The organism is Micromonospora sp. DT231, assembly GCF_049847025.1.
Lineage (GTDB): Bacteria > Actinomycetota > Actinomycetes > Mycobacteriales > Micromonosporaceae > Micromonospora.
The window spans coordinates 154,829-175,618 of the sequence record NZ_JBNCNO010000004.1 but is presented as its reverse complement, the minus strand read 5'-3'; the positions used below and the strand labels follow the sequence as shown (position 1 = coordinate 175,618).

19 protein-coding genes, 1 tRNA gene and 1 other RNA gene are annotated in these 20,790 nt (G+C 70.7%); 13 read left to right on the top strand and 8 right to left on the bottom strand.

Annotation, left to right across the window (positions count from 1 at the left end; all coding sequences use genetic code 11):
* Window positions 1–181: 181 nt before the first annotated feature.
* From pruA to ACPXBU_RS12220, 10 genes are all read left to right on the top strand, one after another.
* On the top strand, window positions 182–1,810 hold the full coding sequence (pruA, locus tag ACPXBU_RS12265) for an L-glutamate gamma-semialdehyde dehydrogenase (protein ID WP_425758126.1): 1,629 nt from the start codon (window positions 182–184) through the stop codon (window positions 1,808–1,810).
* A gap of 177 nt (window positions 1,811–1,987) precedes the next feature.
* Window positions 1,988–2,503 (top strand): PadR family transcriptional regulator, encoded by a 516-nt coding sequence (locus ACPXBU_RS12260; RefSeq protein WP_099850731.1) that lies wholly within the window; start codon window positions 1,988–1,990, stop codon window positions 2,501–2,503.
* 121 nt (window positions 2,504–2,624) lie between these two features.
* Window positions 2,625–3,746, top strand: coding sequence for a peptide chain release factor 2 (gene prfB / locus ACPXBU_RS12255; RefSeq protein WP_393366709.1), 1,122 nt, complete (start codon window positions 2,625–2,627; stop codon window positions 3,744–3,746).
* 118 nt (window positions 3,747–3,864) lie between these two features.
* Window positions 3,865–4,545, top strand: a complete 681-nt coding sequence (gene ftsE, locus ACPXBU_RS12250) for a cell division ATP-binding protein FtsE (RefSeq protein WP_030331491.1) — start codon at window positions 3,865–3,867, stop codon at window positions 4,543–4,545.
* 67 nt (window positions 4,546–4,612) lie between these two features.
* Entirely contained in the window at window positions 4,613–5,488 is an 876-nt protein-coding gene (gene ftsX, locus ACPXBU_RS12245; RefSeq protein WP_393366710.1) for a permease-like cell division protein FtsX, read from the top strand.
* Between the two features lie 140 nt (window positions 5,489–5,628).
* Complete coding sequence (gene smpB / locus ACPXBU_RS12240; protein WP_393366712.1) at window positions 5,629–6,108, top strand: SsrA-binding protein SmpB; 480 nt, start codon at window positions 5,629–5,631, stop codon at window positions 6,106–6,108.
* A 104-nt stretch (window positions 6,109–6,212) separates the two neighbouring features.
* Window positions 6,213–6,588: a transfer-messenger RNA gene (gene ssrA, locus ACPXBU_RS12235) on the top strand.
* Window positions 6,589–6,660: 72 nt separating this feature from the next.
* Entirely contained in the window at window positions 6,661–7,335 is a 675-nt protein-coding gene (locus tag ACPXBU_RS12230; RefSeq protein ID WP_425758125.1) for a hypothetical protein, read from the top strand.
* A gap of 138 nt (window positions 7,336–7,473) precedes the next feature.
* Window positions 7,474–7,962: a hypothetical protein gene (locus tag ACPXBU_RS12225; RefSeq protein WP_393366716.1), complete on the top strand. Its 489-nt coding sequence runs from the start codon at window positions 7,474–7,476 to the stop codon at window positions 7,960–7,962.
* Between the two features lie 46 nt (window positions 7,963–8,008).
* Window positions 8,009–8,965, top strand: coding sequence for a hypothetical protein (locus tag ACPXBU_RS12220; RefSeq protein WP_425758124.1), 957 nt, complete (start codon window positions 8,009–8,011; stop codon window positions 8,963–8,965).
* 29 nt (window positions 8,966–8,994) lie between these two features.
* On the opposite strand, the gene mdlC is transcribed toward ACPXBU_RS12220, so the two are convergent.
* On the bottom strand, window positions 8,995–10,590 hold the full coding sequence (mdlC, locus tag ACPXBU_RS12215) for a benzoylformate decarboxylase (RefSeq protein ID WP_393366720.1): 1,596 nt from the start codon (window positions 10,588–10,590) through the stop codon (window positions 8,995–8,997).
* Window positions 10,591–10,910: 320 nt separating this feature from the next.
* Here mdlC and ACPXBU_RS12210 point away from each other — a divergent pair, with 320 nt between their 5' ends.
* The 3 genes from ACPXBU_RS12210 to ACPXBU_RS12200 all read left to right on the top strand — a co-directional run bounded on the left by ACPXBU_RS12210 (window position 10,911) and on the right by ACPXBU_RS12200 (window position 12,186).
* Window positions 10,911–11,501: a YqgE/AlgH family protein gene (locus tag ACPXBU_RS12210; protein ID WP_357098712.1), complete on the top strand. Its 591-nt coding sequence runs from the start codon at window positions 10,911–10,913 to the stop codon at window positions 11,499–11,501.
* A 90-nt stretch (window positions 11,502–11,591) separates the two neighbouring features.
* Window positions 11,592–11,664, top strand: a tRNA-Ala gene (locus ACPXBU_RS12205).
* 183 nt (window positions 11,665–11,847) lie between these two features.
* Complete coding sequence (locus tag ACPXBU_RS12200) at window positions 11,848–12,186, top strand: SdpI family protein (RefSeq protein ID WP_393366731.1); 339 nt, start codon at window positions 11,848–11,850, stop codon at window positions 12,184–12,186.
* A 47-nt stretch (window positions 12,187–12,233) separates the two neighbouring features.
* Here ACPXBU_RS12200 and ACPXBU_RS12195 read toward each other — a convergent pair whose 3' ends face one another.
* The 7 genes from ACPXBU_RS12195 to ACPXBU_RS12165 form a co-directional block, all read right to left on the bottom strand.
* Entirely contained in the window at window positions 12,234–13,445 is a 1,212-nt protein-coding gene (locus ACPXBU_RS12195) for a sensor histidine kinase (protein ID WP_425758123.1), read from the bottom strand.
* Window positions 13,442–14,098, bottom strand: coding sequence for a response regulator transcription factor (locus ACPXBU_RS12190; protein WP_393366737.1), 657 nt, complete (start codon window positions 14,096–14,098; stop codon window positions 13,442–13,444). Before ACPXBU_RS12190 ends, ACPXBU_RS12195 begins: the two co-directional genes overlap by 4 nt.
* 62 nt (window positions 14,099–14,160) lie before the next feature.
* Window positions 14,161–15,420, bottom strand: a complete 1,260-nt coding sequence (locus ACPXBU_RS12185) for a cation:proton antiporter (protein WP_393366739.1) — start codon at window positions 15,418–15,420, stop codon at window positions 14,161–14,163.
* On the bottom strand, window positions 15,417–16,670 hold the full coding sequence (locus ACPXBU_RS12180) for a cytochrome P450 (RefSeq protein ID WP_425758122.1): 1,254 nt from the start codon (window positions 16,668–16,670) through the stop codon (window positions 15,417–15,419). Before ACPXBU_RS12180 ends, ACPXBU_RS12185 begins: the two co-directional genes overlap by 4 nt.
* Window positions 16,667–17,656 (bottom strand): alpha-hydroxy acid oxidase, encoded by a 990-nt coding sequence (locus ACPXBU_RS12175; RefSeq protein WP_425758121.1) that lies wholly within the window; start codon window positions 17,654–17,656, stop codon window positions 16,667–16,669. The genes ACPXBU_RS12180 and ACPXBU_RS12175 overlap by 4 nt, the downstream gene beginning before the upstream one ends.
* A gap of 1 nt (window position 17,657) precedes the next feature.
* Window positions 17,658–19,223 carry an FAD-dependent oxidoreductase gene (locus tag ACPXBU_RS12170; protein WP_425758120.1) on the bottom strand — a complete coding sequence of 522 codons (1,566 nt, stop codon included), beginning with the start codon at window positions 19,221–19,223 and terminating at the stop codon, window positions 17,658–17,660.
* Window positions 19,213–20,727, bottom strand: coding sequence for an aromatic amino acid ammonia-lyase (locus ACPXBU_RS12165; protein WP_425758119.1), 1,515 nt, complete (start codon window positions 20,725–20,727; stop codon window positions 19,213–19,215). Before ACPXBU_RS12165 ends, ACPXBU_RS12170 begins: the two co-directional genes overlap by 11 nt.
* Window positions 20,728–20,790: the final 63 nt, after the last annotated feature.

The window sequence follows — 20,790 nt, the reverse complement described above, 5'->3', positions numbered from 1 at the left end:
GGGGTGGGTCGGTCCTTGGTGGAAGGGCGATGGCGGAGGCAGGGTGCGCAGCCCTTCGTGGGAGAATCACGGGAGGTCCCGCCGCTGCTCGGCCCTCCCGGGTAGCGTCCGGTGTCCGGCCGTCCGGTCGGTGCCCGCGGGTCCGGTTTCGCCACTGCTGTCGAGATCGCCAGGAGCCTTGATGGATGCCGTGTTCTCCGTTCCCGAGCCGCGCAACGAGCCGGTTCGCAACTACGAGCCGGGCAGCCCCGACCGGGACCGGCTCCAGCGGCGGCTGACCGAGCTCGCCGCCGAGCGCATCGACCTGCCGATGACCATCGGCGGTGAGCAGCGGATGGCCGGCGGTGATTCGATCGACGTGGTGCAGCCGCACCGGCACGCGCACGTGCTGGGCGTGACCGCGCACGCCACCCACGACGACGCTCGCGCCGCGGTCAAGGCGGCCAAGGATGCCGCTCCGATGTGGCGCGCGTTGCCCTTCGAGGAGCGGGCAGCGATCTTCCTTCGCGCCGCCGAGCTGCTCGCCGGCCCGTGGCGCGACACCCTCAACGCCGCCACCATGCTCGGCCAGTCGAAGACCGCGATCCAGGCGGAGATCGACGCGGCGTGCGAGTTCATCGACTTCCTGCGGTTCAACGTGCACTTCGCGCGTCGCCTGCTGGAGGAGCAGCCGGCGTCCTCTCCCGGCGTCTGGAACCGCTTCGACCACCGCCCGCTGGAGGGCTTCGTCTACGCGGTCACCCCGTTCAACTTCACTGCCATCGCCGGCAACCTGCCGTCGGCGCCGGCCCTGCTGGGCAACACGGTGGTCTGGAAGCCGGGTCCGACCCAGCAGTTCGCCGCGCACTTCACCATGCGGCTGTTCGAGGCCGCCGGCCTCCCGCCCGGTGTGATCAACATGGTCACCGGTCGGGGCGAGGAGGTCTCCGACGTGGTGCTCGCCGACCCGGACCTGGCCGGCATCCACTTCACCGGCTCGACGAAGGTCTTCCAGCAGTTGTGGCGGACCGTCGGCGACAACATCTCCCGTTACCGGGGCTACCCGCGCCTCGTCGGCGAGACCGGCGGCAAGGACTTCGTGGTCGCGCACACGAGCGCCGACGTGGACGCGCTGCACACCGCGCTGATCCGTGGCGCGTTCGAATACCAGGGCCAGAAGTGCTCGGCGGCCTCGCGGGCGTACGTGCCGCGCTCGATCTGGGAGGGTGGGCTGCGGGACCGGCTGGCCGCCACCACCGACTCGCTCACCTACGGGGACGTGACCGACTTCGGCAACTTCGGCGGCGCGGTGATCGACGACAGGGCGTTCGCCCGGCACACCGCCGCGCTGGAGCTGATCGGCGGCGACGACTCCTGCCGGGTGCTGGCCGGTGGCACCGCCGACGACTCGGTCGGCTACTTCGTCCGGCCGACGCTCTTCGAGTGCGGCGACGCGGCCCACGAGACCTTCACCACCGAGTACTTCGGGCCGATCCTGGGCGTGCACGTGTTCGACGACGCCCGGTTCGACGACGTGGTCGCGCAGGCCGAGTCGATCGCCCCGTACGCGCTGACCGGCTCGGTGTTCGCCACCGACCGCCGGGTGGTCGACGCGGTCGCGGAGCGCATGCGGTACGCGGCGGGCAACTTCTACATCAACGACAAGCCGACCGGCGCGGTGGTCGGGCAGCAGCCGTTCGGCGGCGCCCGGGCCAGTGGCACCAACGACAAGGCGGGCTCCTGGCTCAATCTGGTCCGCTGGGTGTCGCCGCGGACGATCAAGGAGACCTTCGTGCCGCCGACCGACCACACGTACCCCCACATGGGCTGACCTGCGGCGATGACCCGCCGGCGGCGTGCGGCGCCGCCGGTGGGTCGGTCGGGGCTCGTGATCCATCGATAGTCCTCAACGGACAGTCTGCCGCCGACAGTGCACTTAGGAAGTCCTGTTGGGTGGCAAACCGGCAAATCCTGGACGCCGGGTGCGCAAAGTGGCAGCGTAGGGGGCATGGCGGATTCCGGAGTCAACCCTACGGCGGCGGCCCTGCTCGGCCTCCTCCACGAGGGCCCGATGACAGGTGGTCAGTTGATGGCCGCTGCTGAGCGCCGTCTGGCGCCGTACTGGTCGATGACGCGCAGTCAGGTCTACCGCGAGTTGCCGGTGCTGGCCGAGCGGGGTTTCGTGCGGCTCGGGAAGCCGGGGCCGCGGATGAGCCAGCCGTACGCGCTCACCGCCAGCGGGAAACGGACATTTTCCCGCTGGTTGGCCGAGAACCCGGGGCGGGACACCATCCGCAACCCGATAGCGCTGCGGATGGCGTTCGGCAACCTGCACTCCGCCAGCCAGCTCAAGGGCCTGTACGCCTCGGCCAACGAATACCACACCGAGGCCCTCGCCCAGGTCCGCGAGCAGGTGAAGAACGCCAAACGGGATGGGGAGACGTACGACGCCAGCGCGCTGGAGTTCGCCGTCGCCTATCACCGGGCTGCCCTGTCCTGGTTGAAGACCGCTCCGGTCGGGTGATCTCCGCCCGCGTCGCCCGGCGGGTCCGCGCTGCTCGGCGCGGGGTGGCGGAGTGTCGCTTTCGCGCCGGACCGCGGGGCTCGCAAGCTCAATCGTCGTTCGCGCAGTACGCTTACCTGTCGTGACCGCTGCCGATTACGCCGAACAGCTCAAGGAACTCGACGCGACCCTGCGAAACATCGAGGCCGTCCTCAACCTCGACCGACTCTACGAGGACAAGGCGCGCCTGGAGCAGGAGGCCTCGGCCCCCGACCTGTGGGACGACCAGGCCAAGGCTCAGCAGGTGACCTCGCAGCTGTCGTACGTCAACGGCGAGATCAGCAAGCTGGGCAGCCTCCGTTCCGGCCTCGACGACGCCCAGGTGCTGTTGGAGCTGGCCGAGGCCGAGGCCGACCCGGGTGTGCTGACCGAGGTCGAGTCGGAGATCACCGGGTTGACGAAGGCCATCCAGGAGATGGAGGTCCGCACCCTGCTCTCCGGCGAGTACGACTCCCGGGAGGCGCTGATCGCCATCCGCGCGGGCGCCGGTGGCGTGGACGCCGCGGACTTCGCCGAGATGCTGCTGCGGATGTACCTGCGCTGGGCGGAGCGGCACGGCTACCCGACCGAGGTCTACGAGACCTCCTACGCCGAGGAGGCGGGTCTGAAGTCGGCCACCTTCGCGGTCAAGGTGCCCTACGCGTACGGCACGCTCAGCGTCGAGTCGGGCACCCACCGGTTGGTCCGGATCAGCCCGTTCGACAACCAGGGCCGCCGGCAGACCAGCTTCGCGGGCGTCGAGGTCCTGCCGGTCACCGAGCAGACCGACCACATCGACATCCCGGAGAACGAGGTACGCGTCGACGTCTACCGTTCCTCCGGCCCCGGTGGGCAGAGCGTCAACACCACCGACTCGGCGGTCCGGTTGACCCACATCCCGACCGGCATCGTGGTCACCTGTCAGAACGAGAAGTCCCAACTGCAGAACAAGGCCTCCGCGCTGCGGGTGCTCCAGGCCCGACTGCTGGAGCGCAAGCGCCAGGAGGAGCAGGCCAAGCTGGAGGGGCTCAAGGAGAACGCCGCCGGTTCGTGGGGCGACCAGATGCGCTCCTACGTCCTGCACCCGTATCAGATGGTGAAGGATCTCCGAACCGAGCAGGAGACCGGCAATCCGAGCGCGGTGTTCGACGGCGATCTGGACGGTTTCATCGAGGCGGGCATCCGTTGGCGTAAGCAGCGGCAACTCGCCGGCGACGGAGCGTAACGACACGCGGGCGGAACGCGTCGTCGATCTCCAGGTAGAGGCCTGATTCGACGACTCGTGCCGGATCGGCGGGGCGTGGGGCTTGGCTCAGTTGTTACACCGCGTAGACTCACCACCCGTGATTCAGCTTGAGCAAGTGACGAAGACGTACCCGAAGGCGTCCCGGCCTTCGCTCGACAACGTGTCCGTCTCGATCGAGAAGGGCGAGTTCGTCTTCTTCATCGGTCCATCCGGCTCCGGCAAGTCCACAATCATCAAGATGCTGCTGCACGAGGTCGCCCCCAACAAGGGCCGCGTCGTCGTCAACGGCAAGGACGTCACGTCGATGCGTTCCTGGAAGCGACCCCACTTCCGGCGCTCGATCGGCTGTGTCTTCCAGGACTTCCGGCTGCTGCCGAACCGCACCGCGTACGAGAACGTGGCGTTCGCCCTCGAGGTGATCGGCAAGACCAAGGCGGTTGCCCGCCGGGTCGTGCCGGAGGTGCTGGAGCTGGTCGGGCTCGGTGGCAAGGAGCACCGCTACCCGCACGAGCTCTCCGGTGGTGAGCAGCAGCGGGTCGCCGTCGCTCGGGCGTTCGTGAACCGTCCGCTGATCCTGCTGGCGGACGAGCCCACCGGAAACCTGGACCCGGACACCTCGATCGAGATCATGCGCCTGCTGGACCGGATCAACCGCACCGGCACGACCGTCGTGATGGTCACCCACGACTCCAACATCGTCAACCAGATGCGCCGCCGCGTCGTTGAGATCGAGAGCGGTCGTATCGTGCGTGACCAGGCCCGCGGCGTTTACGGGTGAGCCGGCTCTCCACCCCTGCGCAGCCTGACGACGAACACTTCATGCCGGAGACCCGGAGGAAATCCCGATGCGCGTGAAATACGTCCTGTCCGAGGTACTGGTCGGACTGTGGCGCAACGTGACCATGTCCATCGCGATGATCATCACGATGGCGGTCTCGCTGACCATGCTCGGCGCCAGCGGTCTCATGTACCGCCAGGTCGACGACATGAAGGTCACCTACTACAAGAACATCCAAGTCTCGATCTTCTTGAAGCAGGAAGTGAGCGAGCAGGAGCGCACCGACCTCAACGCCAAGCTCGACAGCGACCCCCTGGTCAAGGATGTCGTCTACGTCAACAAGGACGAGGCGTACAAGAAGTTCAAGGTCATGTACCAGGACGCGCCCGACCTGGTGAACGTGGTCAAGCCCGACCAGCTGCCCGAGTCGTTCCGGCTCACGCTCAACAACCCGGAGCAGTACCGGGACATCTACGAGCAGTACAAGAACAGCGCGGGTGTCGACGAGATCATCGACCAGAGTCGACTGCTCGACAAGATCTTCGACATCCTCACCTCGATCCAGAACATCGCCCTGGCTGCCGCCATCGTGATGGCGATCGCCGCCCTGCTGCTGGTCGCGAACACCATCCAGGTCGCCGCGTACAGCAAGCGGCGTGAGGTGGCGGTCATGAAGCTGGTCGGCGCCTCCAACTGGTTCATCCAGGCGCCGTTCGTGCTGGAGGCCGTGGTCGCCGGCCTGATCGGCTCGCTGCTCGGTCTGGTGGCATTGATCGCGGCGAAGTATCTGCTCTTCGACCGCTCGTTGAGCGCGCTGCAGGGCCTGCTCTCGCCGATCTCCTGGAGCGACATCCTTGTCGTCTTCCCGCTGATGGCCGGCGTCGGTGGCCTGATCAGCGCGGGCACCGCCTGGATCACCCTGCGCTTCTACCTGCGGGTCTAGGGTCGTCCCGTCTCCACAAGGACCCTCTCGCCGCCGGAAATAAACGGCGCGGGAGGGTCCTTGTAGTTCCGGTAGCATGATCGGTTGTCCGGCCGAGGTGAGTTCGGCGCGCGGACAGCGGCGGAGAGGGGGTGGCACCGATGCCACGGGAAAAGGGGCGCAAGGTGGTCGCCTCCAACAAGAAGGCACGCCACGACTACGCCATCCTCGACACGTACGAGGCCGGCATGGCGTTGACCGGGACCGAGGTCAAGTCGCTGCGGGCGGGGCGCGCGTCGCTCGTCGACGCGTTCGCCCAGGAGCGGGACGGCGAGCTGTTCCTGCACGCCATGCACATCCCGGAGTACACGCAGGGCACCTGGACCAACCACGAGCCCCGGCGTACCCGCAAGTTGCTGCTCAACCGGGTCGAGATCGACAAGCTCGTCGGCAAGACCCGCGAGGGCGGTCTGACGATCGTCCCGTTGCAGGTCTACTTCTCCGACGGCTGGGCCAAGGTCGAGATCGCCCTGGCCAAGGGCAAGAAGTCGTACGACAAGCGCCAGGACCTCGCCAAGCGGGACGCGGACCGGGAGATCGCCCGGGTGTCCGGTCGACGCGGCAAGGGAATGGACGACTAGTTCATCCTTTTTGTCCGGGTCGGCACACCGGCCCGGGGCTCGGGATGAAAGCTGTTGCGGCAGGCGTTAGTCTTGTCAGTGCCGCCACATCGGCGGCCTGTCGAGGGGGTGACTGGTTTCGACTTCGTACGCAGCGACAGGGGAAGCGAGCCGAGGAAGCCGACGTCGTCTCGAGAATCGGTCGTCGGAACTTTATAAGCGCCAATAACCAACGCGCTGACTTCGCTCTCGCCGCCTGAGGCGAGTAGCTAAGTCTGTCGGTCTGGGAACGCCTTCGTCCCAGTAGCCGGCATCAGCTAGGAGGCTGGCCAACCGGACCCGGTCGCGGGGTCCGTGCGGCGAGATTAATCAGCGACTGGGCCCGTCACACCAACTTGCTCGCGTGAGCGGTGGGGCCGAGTAGAGGCACAGCGAGCTGCGCTCGGAGAAGCCCTGACAAACCGGCGAAGGACCCGGGTTCGATTCCCGGCACCTCCACCACCTCGAGCGAAGCGCCCCGGCCCACCAGCCGGGGCGCTTCGTCGTGTACGCGGTTCGCCTACGCTGCCCCCTGTGACGAACCAGGAGCTGCGCCTGTCGGTGGGCGCCTCACCCGCGCAGCGCACGTGGGCGGTGGTGGTGGGCGTCTTCGTCACCGCCGTCGCGTCGGCATTCGTGGTGCTGCCGCTGGTCGCCGGCGGGGTGCTGGGCCGGCTGTCCGGCCCGGGTGACCCGTTCTCCTCCTATGAGGAGGCCCGCGACCTGCCGCCGGGGATGCTGCCACCCGCGCTGCGGGACGGCGGCGCGGAACAGGCCGGACCGAGCCCGTTCATCGGGCTCTGCGGCCTGCCGTTCGTCCTGCTCGGCATCTACCTCGTGCTGCGGGTGCTCCGCACGGCCGCCTGGCTGGACGGCAGCCACGTCCGGGTCCGGGGCGCGCTTCGGACCCACCGCGTCGACCTCGCCACCGCCCGGATCGACGCCACGGAGCTGTCGGATCGGGAGGCGGCGGACGACTTTCCGGCGGATCGGCGACGGGCGCCCGCCATCATCGCGACCGACCGCTCGGATGGACGCCGAGTCACCGTCGCGTTGCAGGGCATGGGGCTGACCAGCCTGCCCCCGTCCGAGTTGCGCGCGCTTGCCGACGCGATCACGACGGGCCGGCCCGTCGACGGTCGGGACGGCGACGCGCACGCCGTCGCCCGCCAACTGCGCCGCCTCGCGGAGCACCCCCAGCTCGGCTGAGCGGCGGTGTCCGCTCCCACTGGGACGCGCGGGACTCCTGGGACCATTGGGGCAGATGAGCATCCCCAGGGCCTTTACAGGTCGGTCGGGCGGGCTCACCATCGCGGTATGGGGTAGCAGCGCAGCGCGGGAGGTGCCATGGTCACCGGTCCGGTCCAGCAGTCGTCACTCGTCGCCCGGCCGTCCGCCGCACCGCACCACCCCATCGGGCTGCCCGGTGAGCCACGCCCGGCCGGGCTGGCCGGAGACGTCCACGCGTTCGGCCGGGCCGTCACCGTGCCCCCCACCGAGCCGCGCTGGCGGGAAGAGATCCTGCACCGGCTGCGTCCGGTGGGGCACGGGTTCGCCGAACACGTCCGCGCCACCGAGGGCCCGGGTGGCCTCTACCGGGAGCTGCTCACCCAGTCGCCACGGCTGCACCACGGGGTACGGGTGCTGACCCGGGAGCACGCGGGGATCATCGCCGCGATCCTCGCCGTCCAGCGGGTCGCCGAGCGGCCCGAGGTCGACCCCGACGAGCTGCGGCACCGGGCCGGGCACCTGCTGCGGAGGTTGGCCCGGCACCGGCGGCGCGGCGCCGACCTGCTCTGGGAGGCGTACCAGACGGACCTGGGCGGCGAAACCTGAGCAGTCGACCGGGAACCGGGGGGTCGGCGGTGGCGTCGAACCGTACATGCGTCGACCGGCCCTGCTGCTCGTACTCCCGTTGCTGCTCACGGCGGGCTGCGCCGCGCCGGTGGCAGATCTGCCCGTCGCGCCCCGCTACCCGTCGCCCGGCGGCGAGGCGTTCGAGAAGCGGGCCGCCGAGGTGACCGAGGCGTGGCGACCCGGCCCCGACTGGAGCACGGGGTACGTCCCGCTGGAGGGGCCCACGGTGCTCACCGGTGACCCGCGCTTCACCCCCGACACCGAGGCCGCCTACCTGGCCGGGTGGTACCGCGCGCAGGTCCCGATACCGCCCACCCGGGTCGGCGGCGAGATCCGCTTCCCGGACGGACGGCTGACGCTGCCGCTGGTCAGCGCCGCCGAGGCGTACCGGCAACTGGACCAGGGCGATCCGCTGCCCTGCCCGGGACGACCCAAGCGGACCGGCCGGCCGACCCCCGGCGGCCCCACAGTCGAACCAGGGCCGGACGGATGGGCCACAAGTAGTGCGACGCAGACGGCTTGTCTCTCGCTCACCGTCACCGGTGTGACGTTCGGTGCCGTGCCGGTCCGTACGAGCCGGGGTACGGCGCAGGTCCCGGCCTGGCTGTTCACCATCAAGGAACTGGCCACCCCGGTGGCCTGGCTCGCCGTCGCGCCGACCGCTGTCACGCCCGTTCCCGAGCCCTCCGCACCCGCCCGTCCGCTGGCCGACGGTCTGGTGGGCGCCCAGAACATCCAGGCGGTCGACGACGTCCGGATGACCGTGCGGCTCGGCGTCGGCGCCTGCGACACCGGCATCACGCCGCTGGTGTGGGAACGGCCGGACGTCGTGGTGGTCGGCGGCAGCGTCACCCGGGCCACCGGCAACTGCATCGCCGTGCTCAAGCTGGAACCGGTCGCCGTCACCCTGGGCGCGCCGCTGGGCGCCCGGCCGGTCCTGGACGTCGCCACCGGAGCACCCCTGTCGATCGCCCCACGCTGACCGGGCGGTGCCGGAGCCGCCGGGCCGGTTCAGAGGATGCTGGGCACGTCGGTGCTGATCGGCACCGGCAGCACTGTCGGCCGCTCGGCACGCAGCCCGGTGGCGAGCGCCGCGCCGAGCTCGTCGGGCGTCTGGACCACCTCGGTGGCGCAGCCGTAGCCGGCGGCGATCGCGACGATGTCCAACCCCGGCAGGTCCAGGCCGGGCACCCCGGGAGTGTCCTTCAGCTCGGCGAACGCCTTCAGGATCGCGTACTGCTGATTGACCGGGACGACGACCACGAGCGGCAGTGCGAGACGCGCGGCGGTCCACAGCGCCTGCACGGAGTAGTGGAACGAGCCGTCGCCGATGACCGCCACCACCGGACGACCGCGCCCGGTGTCCCGCTCGGCGAGCGCCACCCCGACCGCGGCCGGCAGACCGTAGCCGAGGCCGCCGCTGGCCATCGTGAAGTACGACGCCGGGCGGCTGATCCGCAACTGCCGGCGCAGTGCGGACAGATTGGACGGTGACTCCTGCACCAGCACGCCGTCCGCCGGCCAGTGCGCGGCCAGCCCGGCGAACAGGGCGTCGGCGCTCAGCGGGGCGGTGATCTCCGGCCGGGTCGGTGCGTCCCGGGGTGCGGGCGGTGGCCGGTCGGCCGGCGGCACCCGGTCCAGCAGCGCGGCGAGGGTCAGCCCCGGGTCGCCGAGCAGACTGTCCCCGACCGGTGCGCGCGCGGCCTCGTCGGGGTCGTCGGTGACGTGCAGCAGCCGGGCGCCGTCCGGCAGGTGCCCACCCGGCACGTACGGGTAGTAGCGGAACACCGGAGCGCCGACGACGAGGACCGTGTCGTGGCCGCGCAGCGCCTCGGCGAGGGGACCGATCGCGTACGGGAGCACCCCGCGGAAGTGCGGGTGGTCCTCCGGGAACACGGCGCGTTCGGGCGCGGGAGCCGACCAGACCGGTGCGGCCAGTCGCTCGGCGAGCGCGACTGCGGTCGGCCAGCTACCGGAGCGGTCCACCCCCGCCCCGTACACCAGCACGGGGTTGTCGCTGCCGGCCAGGACCCGGGCGAACTCGTCGAGCCGTTGCGGGTCCGGCGCGAACCGGGTGGCCACCGTTCGCGGCGCGGGCAGCGGGTCGGCAGGCTGGGCCCAGTCGTCCATCGGCAGGGAGAGGAAGACCGGCCCGGCCGGTGGCTGCACCGCCGTCGCGTACGCCCGCAACACCGCCGCGGGGATGTCCTGCGCCCGGGCCGGCTCGTAGGCCCACTTGACGTACGGCTGCGGCAGTTCGGTGGGCCGGCGGCTGGCCAGTCGAGGTTCGAGCAGCAGCATCTCCCGGGTCTGCTGGCCGGCCGTGACGATCAGCGGCGTCTTGTTGTGCCAGGCGGTGACCAGGTTGCCCATGCCGTTGCCGGTGCCCGGGGCGGTGTGCAGGTTGACGTGGGCGGCTGTCCCGTTGGCCTGGGCGTAGCCGTCGGCCATCGCGACAGCCGTCGCCTCCTGGAGCGCGTGGACGTAGTGGAAGTCGGCGGGGAAGTTCTGCAGGAACGGCTCCTCCGTCGAGCCGGGGTTGCCGAAGACGGTGGTCATGCCGAGGGTGCGGAGCACGTCGTACGTCGCGTCCCGGACCGTTGCCATCGCCACCCGCCTCCGTGTCGCGGGAGGGACGACAGCAGTCGTCCCTCCCGATCAGCCGAATCTATCGGGATGTGACGGACCTTTCGGCTGTTTCCCGCGGGCTTCTCCGGCCAGCCGCGCCCGTGCCTGGTCAGGGCATGGGCACGAACAGCGAGCTGTCTTAACTGTCAGCTCACCTGCCGGTCAGCCCTTAGCCAGCGCCCGGGACGCAGGCTATGGTGCCAGGCATGGCGTTGACAGCACGGCTGATCTCGATGCACCGGGCGGATCCGGCAGATGGCCGATCCGCGGCGCGGGCTCACGGTTGACGGGTGTGTGGGATGCAGGGAGAGGGTCAGGCGATCGGCGGACGAGCGATGGAGTCGATGACCGGGCGGCTACTGGTCGCGACTCCGGCGCTCAAGGACCCGAACTTCGACCGTACGGTGGTGCTGCTTGTCGCCCACGAGCCGGGCGGCGCGCTCGGCGTGGTGCTGAACCGGGCCACCGAGGTGCCGGTCGCCGAGGTGCTCGGTGACTGGAGCGACCTGGCCCGCTACCCGGCGGTGCTCTTCGAGGGCGGTCCGGTGCAGCCCGACTCGGCCATCTGCCTGGCCCGCATGCGGCACCCCATGCGCCGGCTGAAGGGCTTCCACCAGGTCTCCGGAGCGGTCGGCACGATCGACCTCTCGGTCGACCCGGAGCGGTTGCGGGAGAGCATCGGGGGCATCCGTGTCTTCGCCGGCTACTCGGGCTGGGGCAGCGGTCAGTTGGAGCAGGAGATCGCGGACGGCTCCTGGTTCGTGCTGGACGGGCTGCCCGGTGACGCCTTCGTCGACCGGCCCGACGATCTGTGGCCGATGGTGTTGCGCCGCCAGGGCGGGATGATGGCGGCGGTCGCGCACTTCCCGCCGGACGTCGCGCTCAACTGACCCGACCCGGACGGGGGACCCCCGCGAGATGACCATGTGGGCCCGTCTGTGTATAGTTTCCCAGTGCCCGGGCGACCGGGACAACAGCAAGGGGCCGTGGCGCAGCTGGTAGCGCACCACACTGGCAGTGTGGGGGTCAGGGGTTCGAGTCCCCTCGGCTCCACCCTTGTTTGGCAGGTCAGCGCGAAGGGTCCACCGACAGAAGTCGGTGGACCCTGTTTTTTTGGGTGCCCTGGTCGGACCGGCCCGCCCGGCGGCGCGAATACCACCCATTTGGGAAAGATCGTACAATGACGTCCACTGATGCATCAGGAGGTGGGCGTTGTTGGCCGGAGCATTCATTTCTGTGGTTTACGCATTCCTCGGGTGGCTCGTCGCCTTCAGCGCCAGGGCTTCCCTGCGGCCGTCGGTGAACATGTACCGCAGCCCCGGGGTACGGACCGCCGCGACCATGAAGTCGACCGAGCACTGGTACGCGGCACACCGTCGGGTCGAACGTCCGCTCTACCGGACCGGGATCCTGTTGGCCGTCCTGTCCCCGCTGCCGGTCCTCCTCGGTGCGGCCTTCGGTGACCCGCCGGTGATCGCGGCGGTACTGGTGCTCGCCGTGCTGGTCGTGCCCTACCTGCTCTACCTGGGCTACGTGGGCAACCGCGCCGCGGTCGCGGTGGACGATGGGCGTTGAGTGATCGTGCGACCCGGCCGGTGTGCGGGCGCTGGCCATCCGCGGAATCAGCCCGCGGCGGCCCGTGGTGGAATCGTCGGTAGGCGGACCGTGAAGGTCGCCCCGGCGCCGGGCCGGCTGTCGGTGGAGATCGTGCCGCCGTGGCTGGTCACCACCTCGCGCAGGAGAGCCAGGCCCAGACCGAAGCGCCGGTCCTTGGCTCCGGCGCCGCGGTGGAAGCGGTCGAAGAGGCGTGCCGCGTCGGCGGGGTCGAAGCCGGCGCCGCTGTCCGTGACCACCAGGTCCGCGCCGCGACGGGACGTACGCAGGGCCACGTCGATGCGGCCGCCGGTCGGGGTGTGGGTGAGGGCGTTGGCGAGCAACTCGCCGACCATGCGGCGCAGGGCCGAGGCGATGCCGGGGACGAGGACCGGAGCGTCCGGGACGGTCAGGTGTAGCTGGACGCCCTGCTCCGCGGCGCGGTCCGCCTCGCAGTCGACGGCCTGCGCGGCGAGCAGGGCCAGGTTGACGGGCTCGGAGGGCTGCCGGTCAGCCGGTGTGGCGGCGAGACGGGCGGAGAGCAGGAGCTCGTCGACGATCTCGCCGAGGCGGCGGGTGGTCTCGATCAGGCGGTCGTAGTCGGCGTGGTCGGCGCCGGCGCGGCGGGCCAGGATCTGGGCGCGGGTGTGGACCTGGGCGATGGGGGTGCGCAACTCGTGGCTGGCGTCGGCGACGAACCGGCGTTGCCGGCCGAGCGCCTCGGCGAGCGGCGCCACGGCTCGCCGGCCCACGGTGATGCCCGTGAGCACTGCCGCGGCGAGACCGACGATCGCGGCGAGGAGGAAGGCGGCGAGCAGGTGACGCCGGTCGGAGAGCTGGAAACGGGCGTCGAACACCGCTTGCACGACGCCCGTGCCGCGGGGCTGGGTGCGGACGTAGTAGGTGGTGCCGTTGCGCTCGACCTTGTCGCTGCGGACCTGGTGGTCGAGGGCCACCGCGTCGATGGCGGACCGCAGCGGGAAGCCGGCTGGAGGCGGGTTCCGGCCCGAGTCGGTACGGCCGCCGTCGTACAGGATGATCCAGCTGCAGCCCGGCGGCCCGGCGATGGTGCCGTGGACCGCGCCGTAGTCGAGCTCTCGTTCGATCTGCTCGTGTTGGTTGCGCAGCAGCGCGGCGTAGGAGATGGCGGCGCCCAGGGCGAGCAGCGCCGTCATGGCGAGGCCGACCAGCAGACTGACCCGGGCCCTGGCCCGGCGCAGCATGGTGTCCTCGAAGCTCACAGGGTGCCCAGTCGGTAGCCCAGGCCGTGCACGGTCCGGATCACCGCGCGGCCGAGCTTGCGGCGCAGGTAGTAGACGTACGTGTCGACGAGCGACGCCGCGGCCGCCTCGTCGAAGACCCGGCTGCGCAGCTCGGATCGGGAGTGGACGGTGTGCGGTCGGGCCGCGAGGACCCGCAGCAGCTCGAACTCGCGCGCGGACAGGGCGACTCGGGTGCCGTCGGGGAGGACGGCGTCACGGACGGAGAGGTCGAGCTGGCCCGACCCGAGCCGCAGCACCTCGGTGGATTCGCTGGTCCGGCGGCAGAGGGCTCGGATGCGGGCGCTCAACTCGTCCAGGTCGAAGGGCTTCGTCAGGTAGTCGTCGGCGCCCGCGTCGAGGCCGGCGATCCGGTCCTCGACGGTGCCGAGCGCGGTCAGCAGCAGCGCCCGGGCGACCACCGCGCGGGAGCGCAGCCGGACGACCAGGTCCAGTCCGTCGAGGGCGGGCAGGAGTCGGTCGATCACCATGACGTCGTACGGCCTGGTGAGCCCGAGGTGCAGGCCGCGCTGGCCGTCGGGGGCCTGGTCGACGACGTATCCCTCGCCGGTGAGTGTCTCGGCCACCATGCCGCGTAGCTCCGAGTCGTCCTCCACGAGCAGGAGTCGGGTCATACGGTGATCGTGACATAGATGAGGATCGTTGTCTGTAGAATTTGTCTCCTCAAACAAACATTCTACGGGGTTCCGGCGGGCACGAGTGACGGTGTGGGGGCGGGGACGCGTGCCTCGCGTCGCTCGATCCAGGTGAGCAGCGGCGTCGTCATGAGTGTCGTGACGAGCGCGACCACCACCAGCACGGTGAAGAGCGACGGGTTCACGATGCCCGCCTCCAGTCCCACGTTCAGGGCGATCAACTGCATCAGGCCCCGGGCGTTCATGAGGGCGCCGACGCGCAGCGCGACCCTGTTCGGCTCACCGCGCATCCGGGCCGCGGCCCAGCAGGCGCCGAACTTGCCGACGATCGCCACGGCCACGCACGCGGCGGCGAAGCCGAGGACGGCCGGGTTGCCCAGCAGTGCGAACTCGGTGCGCAGCCCGGAGAAGGTGAAGAACAGCGGCAGGAACACCGTCGCGGCGATCGGCGTCAGCGTGTCGACCACCTTGTCGGTCTGCGGGGAATGCGGCATCACCACGCCGACCGCGAAGGCGCCGAAGACCGCGTAGAGCCCGATCTCGTCGGTGTACCAGGCGACGAGGAAGAGCAGCGCCACGGTGCCGAGCAGCCGCGCGCGGTCGCCCGGAAGCGCCATGACGAAGCCGGTCACCCGCCGCCCACCCAGCCACAGCGCCACCCCGAACAGCAGCGCGCCACCCGCGCAGACCAGGATCGGGCCGACGGAGCCCGAGGAGACCGCCAGCACCCCGGCCAGCATGATCCACGCGACCATGTCGTCGATCGCGCCGCTGGCCAGGGCGAGCGACCCGTGGCGGGTGCCGGTCAGGCCGCGCTCGGTGATGATCCGGGCGAGCATCGGGAAGGCAGTGATCGCCAGCGCCACGCCGACGAACGCCGCGGACACCCCGAGCGAGACGCCGTCCGTGCGGATCGGGACGAAGCCCGCCATGCCCAGGACCAGCAGGATCCCCAGCACCAGCGGGGCGCCGACACCCGCGAGCGACACCGCTCCCGCCGTGCCCGCGAGCCGGGTCACCCGGTGCGAGGTGAAGGCGTACCCGGCCTGGAACATGAACAGCACCAGGCCCACCTGGCCCACCACGTACAGGATCGGCAGCAGCGGCGTGGGGAAGAGCGCGGCCTGCGCGCCCGGCCAGAGCAGGCCGAGCAGCGACGGGCCGAGCAGCACCCCGGCGAGCATCTCGCTCACGACGGGAGGCTGGCCCACCTTGCCGAGCAGCCAGGAGACCAGCTTGCAGAAGAGCAGAATGACCGCGACCGCGATGAAGAACCGCGGGGCGAGTTCGCTGGGGGTCACGCGCTGGCCTCCTCGAAGAAAGTGGTGCACAACTTCTGCCGTCGGGCGTCGACGACCATCCAGGTGCCGCAGACCAGTTGCGTGACCGAGCGCCCCACGTCGAAGACCCGGTCTCGTTGGCGCATGAGGGTGAGCCGGTGGCGGCCGGGACCGGGAAGACCCCGGGGCGTCAGGTACGCGGGACCGCGACTCGGCAGCGAGCGGGTGTGCGCCGCCGACGAGCTGACCGCGAAGCGCCGCAGCACCTCCCGGGTCGCCGCGCGCAGTTGGACGGGGGCCGAGCCGCGCGCCGGACAGGCCCGGTTGGCGGTGACGCCGTACGGGATGAAGTGGGCGTCCTGCCGGCGCACCGACAGCCAGCGGTCCGGGTCGAACTCGTCGTCGGCGGCGGGACCGGTGCGCTGATAGGCCCGGTAGTTGAACAGGAGCACGCTTCCGGTGGGGAGGACGTGATCGCCCACCGTGATGGGGCCGGAGGTGATCCGGTGCGCGATGCCGAAGAGCGGGTAGACCCGGAGCGTCTCGTCGATGATCCGGTCGAGCGACCCGTCCGACGTGTCCGTGACCGACCCGCAGCACAGCAGGATGTGCGCCATGGCCTCGGACATCTGCACCACGGCCGTGTTGAAGAACGCGCCCTGGAGGTACCAGGCGGTCTCCAGGGCGGTGAAGGGCGGCGGCAGCACGACCGGGCACGTCCCCGCCTCGATCCGGTCCAGCAGGTAGCGGGTCAGGCGAAGCCGCCGGGACAGGTGCCGCAGACCCATCCCCTTGAGGGCGGTCACCACGTCGTCCGCGTTCGCCACGACGAGATCGCGGACGTCGCGCGGGCAGGGTGCGCCGAACACCAGCTCGTACGAGACCTCGGCCCAGATCGGCATCATCAGGTCGCGGAGCCGCACGTGGCTGATCCGGCCGGCCGGGAGCGCGTCGAGGATCCGCCGGGTCGCGGCCGTCGCCAGCTCGTCGGAGCGGGCGTGCGGGACGGCCAGCACCCGCCGGGTCGTCCGCGCGACGGTCCGGTACCGCTCACCGGGCTCGAGGTGCTCCTGGTGCATCTGCGGACCGGGCGCGAGCCAGTACCAGAAGAGGTCCGACAGGCCGGCCCCGCGGCTGCGCCCGTCGGCGGCCGGATCGCTGTAGACCCGCTCGAAGTCCTCCGGCCCGACAAGCGGCCCGGGGACGGGAATGCCCTCGGTCCCGTTGACCCGCTCGAAGATCCACTCCCGGAGGTCGACGACTGCCTTCACCGGGTCGCCACCTGGTCGGGCGTCAGATCGGCCGGTCGCCGCGCTCCGGCCAGGGCGAGGGCCTGATCCAGCTCGGTGGTGAGTCGTTCGAGAGCCTCCCGTACGCCCACCGCCCCGCCCGCCGCGAGCGCCCGGACCACCGGACGTCCCACCAGCACCGCCCCCGCCCCGAGCGCCAGCGCGATCAGCACGTCTGCGCCGCAACGCACACCCCCGTCGAGCAGCACCGGGATCTGTCCGTCCACTGCCGCCACGACCGCGGGCAGCGCGTCGAGCGTGGGAATCGTCCCGTCGAGCTGTCGTCCACCGTGGTTGGACACGACCACACCGGCGGCGCCGTGCTCGACGGCGAGGCGGGCATCCGCGGGATGCAGGATGCCCTTGAGCAGGATCGGCAGTCCCGTGACGCCGCGCAGCCACGCGATCCGGTCCCAGCCCGCCGTCGCGTCCATCGCGATCGGGCGCACCCGGCCCGTCGCGTCGCGCATGTTCTCGCAGGCGTAGCCGGGCGGCAGGTCCGTGAAGCCGTTGCGCCTGTCACGCTCGCGCCTCCCGAACACCGGGGAGTCCACTGTCACCACGAGCGCGCGGCAGCCCGCCGACTCGGCGCGCTTGACCACGTACTCGGTGAAGTCGAGGTCGGGTTGCGGGTACAGCTGGAACCACAGCGTCCCGCCCGCCGCCGCGATCTCCTCGACCGGTTGGGTGGCGGCCATGCTGACCACCATCGCCGTGCCGGCCGCCGCGGCCCCCCGCGCGGTAGCCGCCTCGCCGTGGGGGTGCGCGAGCCGGTGGAAGGCCGTCGGAGCGACCAGGATCGGCGCGGCGAGCGACGTGCCGGCCACGGTGGCCCGCAGGTCCCGCTCGCCCGTCGCCCGCAGCACCCGTGGCACGATCCACCGTCGCTCGAAGGCCCGCTCGTTGGCGGCCAGGGTGCGCTCCCGCCCGGCCCCGCCCTCGAAGAAGTCCTGGTGAACCGGGTCCATGTCAGCCCTCGACGCCGGCGAGGCAGCGACCGAGAAACTCCTGCAACGGCCGCACGTGGACCTCCGGCCGGTCCCACTGGTTCTCCAGGTTCTCGGCGAGGTGGTGCGTGCTGACCAGGTGGCCTTGCCGGTGGTAACGGACGACCGGGTGCAGGTACGCCGCGTCGTGCGCCTGCCCCACGACGTCCTGGGCCACTCGGGTCACGGTGATGTCGAACGGGTCGACCTGGTCGTGGTCGGGCCCGTACTCGAGGGTGATCACGAATGCCTGGTCGTAGTCGTGCTCGGCGGTGCGCAGGCCGGTCGACACGAAGTAGTCCACCGGCACCTCCTCGTGGTAGCGGGCCTCGGATCCGGCGACGGTGAGCACGTCGGCGAGGAACCCGAACTGCTGCCACAGGGCCGAGGTGCGGTTGACCCGCGCGATGACGGCCGCGGTCAGGGCCGCCGGCTCGACGGCGAGCGTGTCGGACGGCCATTCCGTGGCGTCGTAGCGGCGGGAGAGAATCCGGTGCAACGCGCGTACGGCGTAGCGGAAACCGTGCACGAAACCGCTCGTGGACTTCTTGAAGTCGCGTTCCTGCGAGATGGTCCCGGCGAAGAACAGCCCCGGGACGTTCACCGACTCCCACGCTTCGGTCTGGGCCGGGAACCGGTCTCTGATCGCGAGCTGTGGCCGGGCCGAAGGGTCGAAGATCGAGTCGTCGAAACGGAATCCCGTGCACGCCAACACCCGGTCGTAGTGCAGTTCCTTCACGACCTCGTTCGCCCGGGAGAAGCTGAACCGGACCTTGTAGCCCGTGCCGTCGCGCTCGATGCTCTTGATGCTGCCGTCGAGGATCGCGTTCGCCGACTTGAGCTGATACGTGTCGAGGAAGTTGTTGTTCACCGCGCGCAGGTGCCCGACGTAGTGGGTGCGCCACGCCATCCGGACCGAGCTGGGCCCCGCGAGGTGGATCAGCGTGGTGGTCTCCATGAGGTTCTCGGCGGTCTCGAAGGCGGAGTTGCCCTTGCCGATGATCAGCACCTTCTGGTCGAGATAGTCACGTGGCTCGACACTCATCACGTCGTACCCCTCGGCCAGGTCGAATCCGGCGATGTCCGGCCGGTACGTCTTCGAGACGCCGGTGGCGACGATCACCGCGCGGGCCTCCCAGCGCCGGTCGCCGGCCTCGACGGTGAACACGCCGTCGTGCTTGGCGACACGTGTCACCCGGGTGCCGTACCTGACCTTGACGCCGGTCTTCGCCGCGAAATCCGCGAGGTATCGCACCATCACGTCGGCGTCCGGGAAGTACCGCTCGGTGTACTGCGTGAACAGCAGTGCCGGGTCGTCGGTGAGCAACGAATTCCAGTCGAGCCGCAGATTCAGCTCGGGGTCGTCGGTGCCCGTGCGCGGTTTGTTGATCGAGATGAGTTGGCGGTGCCGCGGATAGGTGGCGAAGAACGCCCCCGGCCCGTCGGCGCCCTCCAACACCAGATAGTCACGCTTACCCTCGGCCTCGAGCAGGGCGGCGAGTTGAAGACCGGCCGGACCGGCCCCGATGATTAGGTAATCAAGCGTCACGGCGCTCACCGTACGAGGTGGAAATCAGAGAGATTTCAAGCTCTTCCAGAATTGCGGCTGCCCTTCGTACGTCGGAGTCGAGCGGCCGGTCCGGATCGATCGGGGTGATCTCCTCCAGGGCCCGGAGGGTGCGGTCACAGCCCGTCGCCGTGGGTCGGCGCGCCCCCACGTACACTGCCTGGCGCAGCCCGAGCCCGAGCGAGCCGGTGATCAGGCGCAGCAGCTCCGCCTGGTCCAGGGCGCGGAGAGCGGCTTGCGTGCCGAGCGGGATCACGTCCTGGTTGTGCAGGTTGGTGGGGAGGCTCTGCATGCTTGCGGGCACGCAGTCGCGCCTGATCTCGGCGATGAGGGCGGTCGACGCGAGCTGGACACCCTGCAGCCCGTGCTGCTGGCCCGGCCCCGCCGCGAGCATCGGCGGCAGTCCGCCGTTGCGCCCGGGATCCACGAGCAGGTCGAGTTGGCGCTCGGCGAGGTTGCCGACCTGGGCGATCACCATGGTCAGGACGTCGGCGGCGAACGCGGCGGGTTGGCCGAAGAAGTTGCCGCCGTGCACGACCCTGTCATCGGCCGGGAAGAACAACGGGTTGTCGCTGACCCCGTCGAGGTCCGCCGCCACGACGCCGTCGACGTAGCGCAGGGCGTCCTCGGCCGCCCCGAGCAACTGGGGCGCGCAGCGGATGCTGTACGGCTCCTGCAGCGGTCTCGTACCGGACCCGCGCAGGCCGGCGGAGGTCGCCCGCATCGACGCCCCGACCTCGATGGCGCCCGGGTGCGCGTACGCGGCGAGGAGGGCGGGATCGAGGAACTGCGGATCGCAGCCGAGCAGGTCGGCGAGCAGACAGGTGAGCGTCTGCACCACGCGGTGCGAGGTGCGGACCCGGCCCAGGGCGAGGGCCAGCGCCGCGGTGGTGAGCGACGTGCCGTTCACAAGCGCGAGGGCGTCCCGGCCGTCGAGCGGCAGCGGCTCCAGGCCGGCCTTGGCCAGGGCATCCCCGGCCGGCATCCGGACGCCGTCCAGGTAGGCGTGCCCGCGACCGCGCAGCGCCTGGGCGGCGGCTCCGAGCGGGATCAGGTCACCGCTGGCTCCCACCGAGCCGAGCCGGGGCATCGCCGGTGTGAACGTCGTGCCGAGCATGGCCGCGAGCGCGTCGATCACGTGCGGCGAGACCCCCGACGCGCCCCGGGCCAGGGACCAGGCGCGGACCAGCAGCGTCGCGCGTACGACGTCCGGGGCCAGGTCCGTGCCCTGGCCCGCCCCGAGGTGGGCGAGAGTGTTGTCGGCCTGGTCGCGCTGGTCGGCCCGGCCCGCGTAGCCGACAAGCGCCCCGAAGCCGGTGGTGGCGCCGTAGATCGCCCGGTCGTCGCCGAGCGCCTTGCCGAGGAACGCGCGCCCGGTCGCCACGCGGTTTCGCACCTCGTCGCCGATCACGACAGTGACCGGGCCTGCCGCGACGCGCAGGTCGGCAAGGCGCAGGGGCGCTGCCAAATCCACCTCAATCGTCATGGAAGCGGATGCTAGAGGCCCTTTCTCAGAGCGTTCTGAAATCGCCTCAGTAAATTGCGGCGC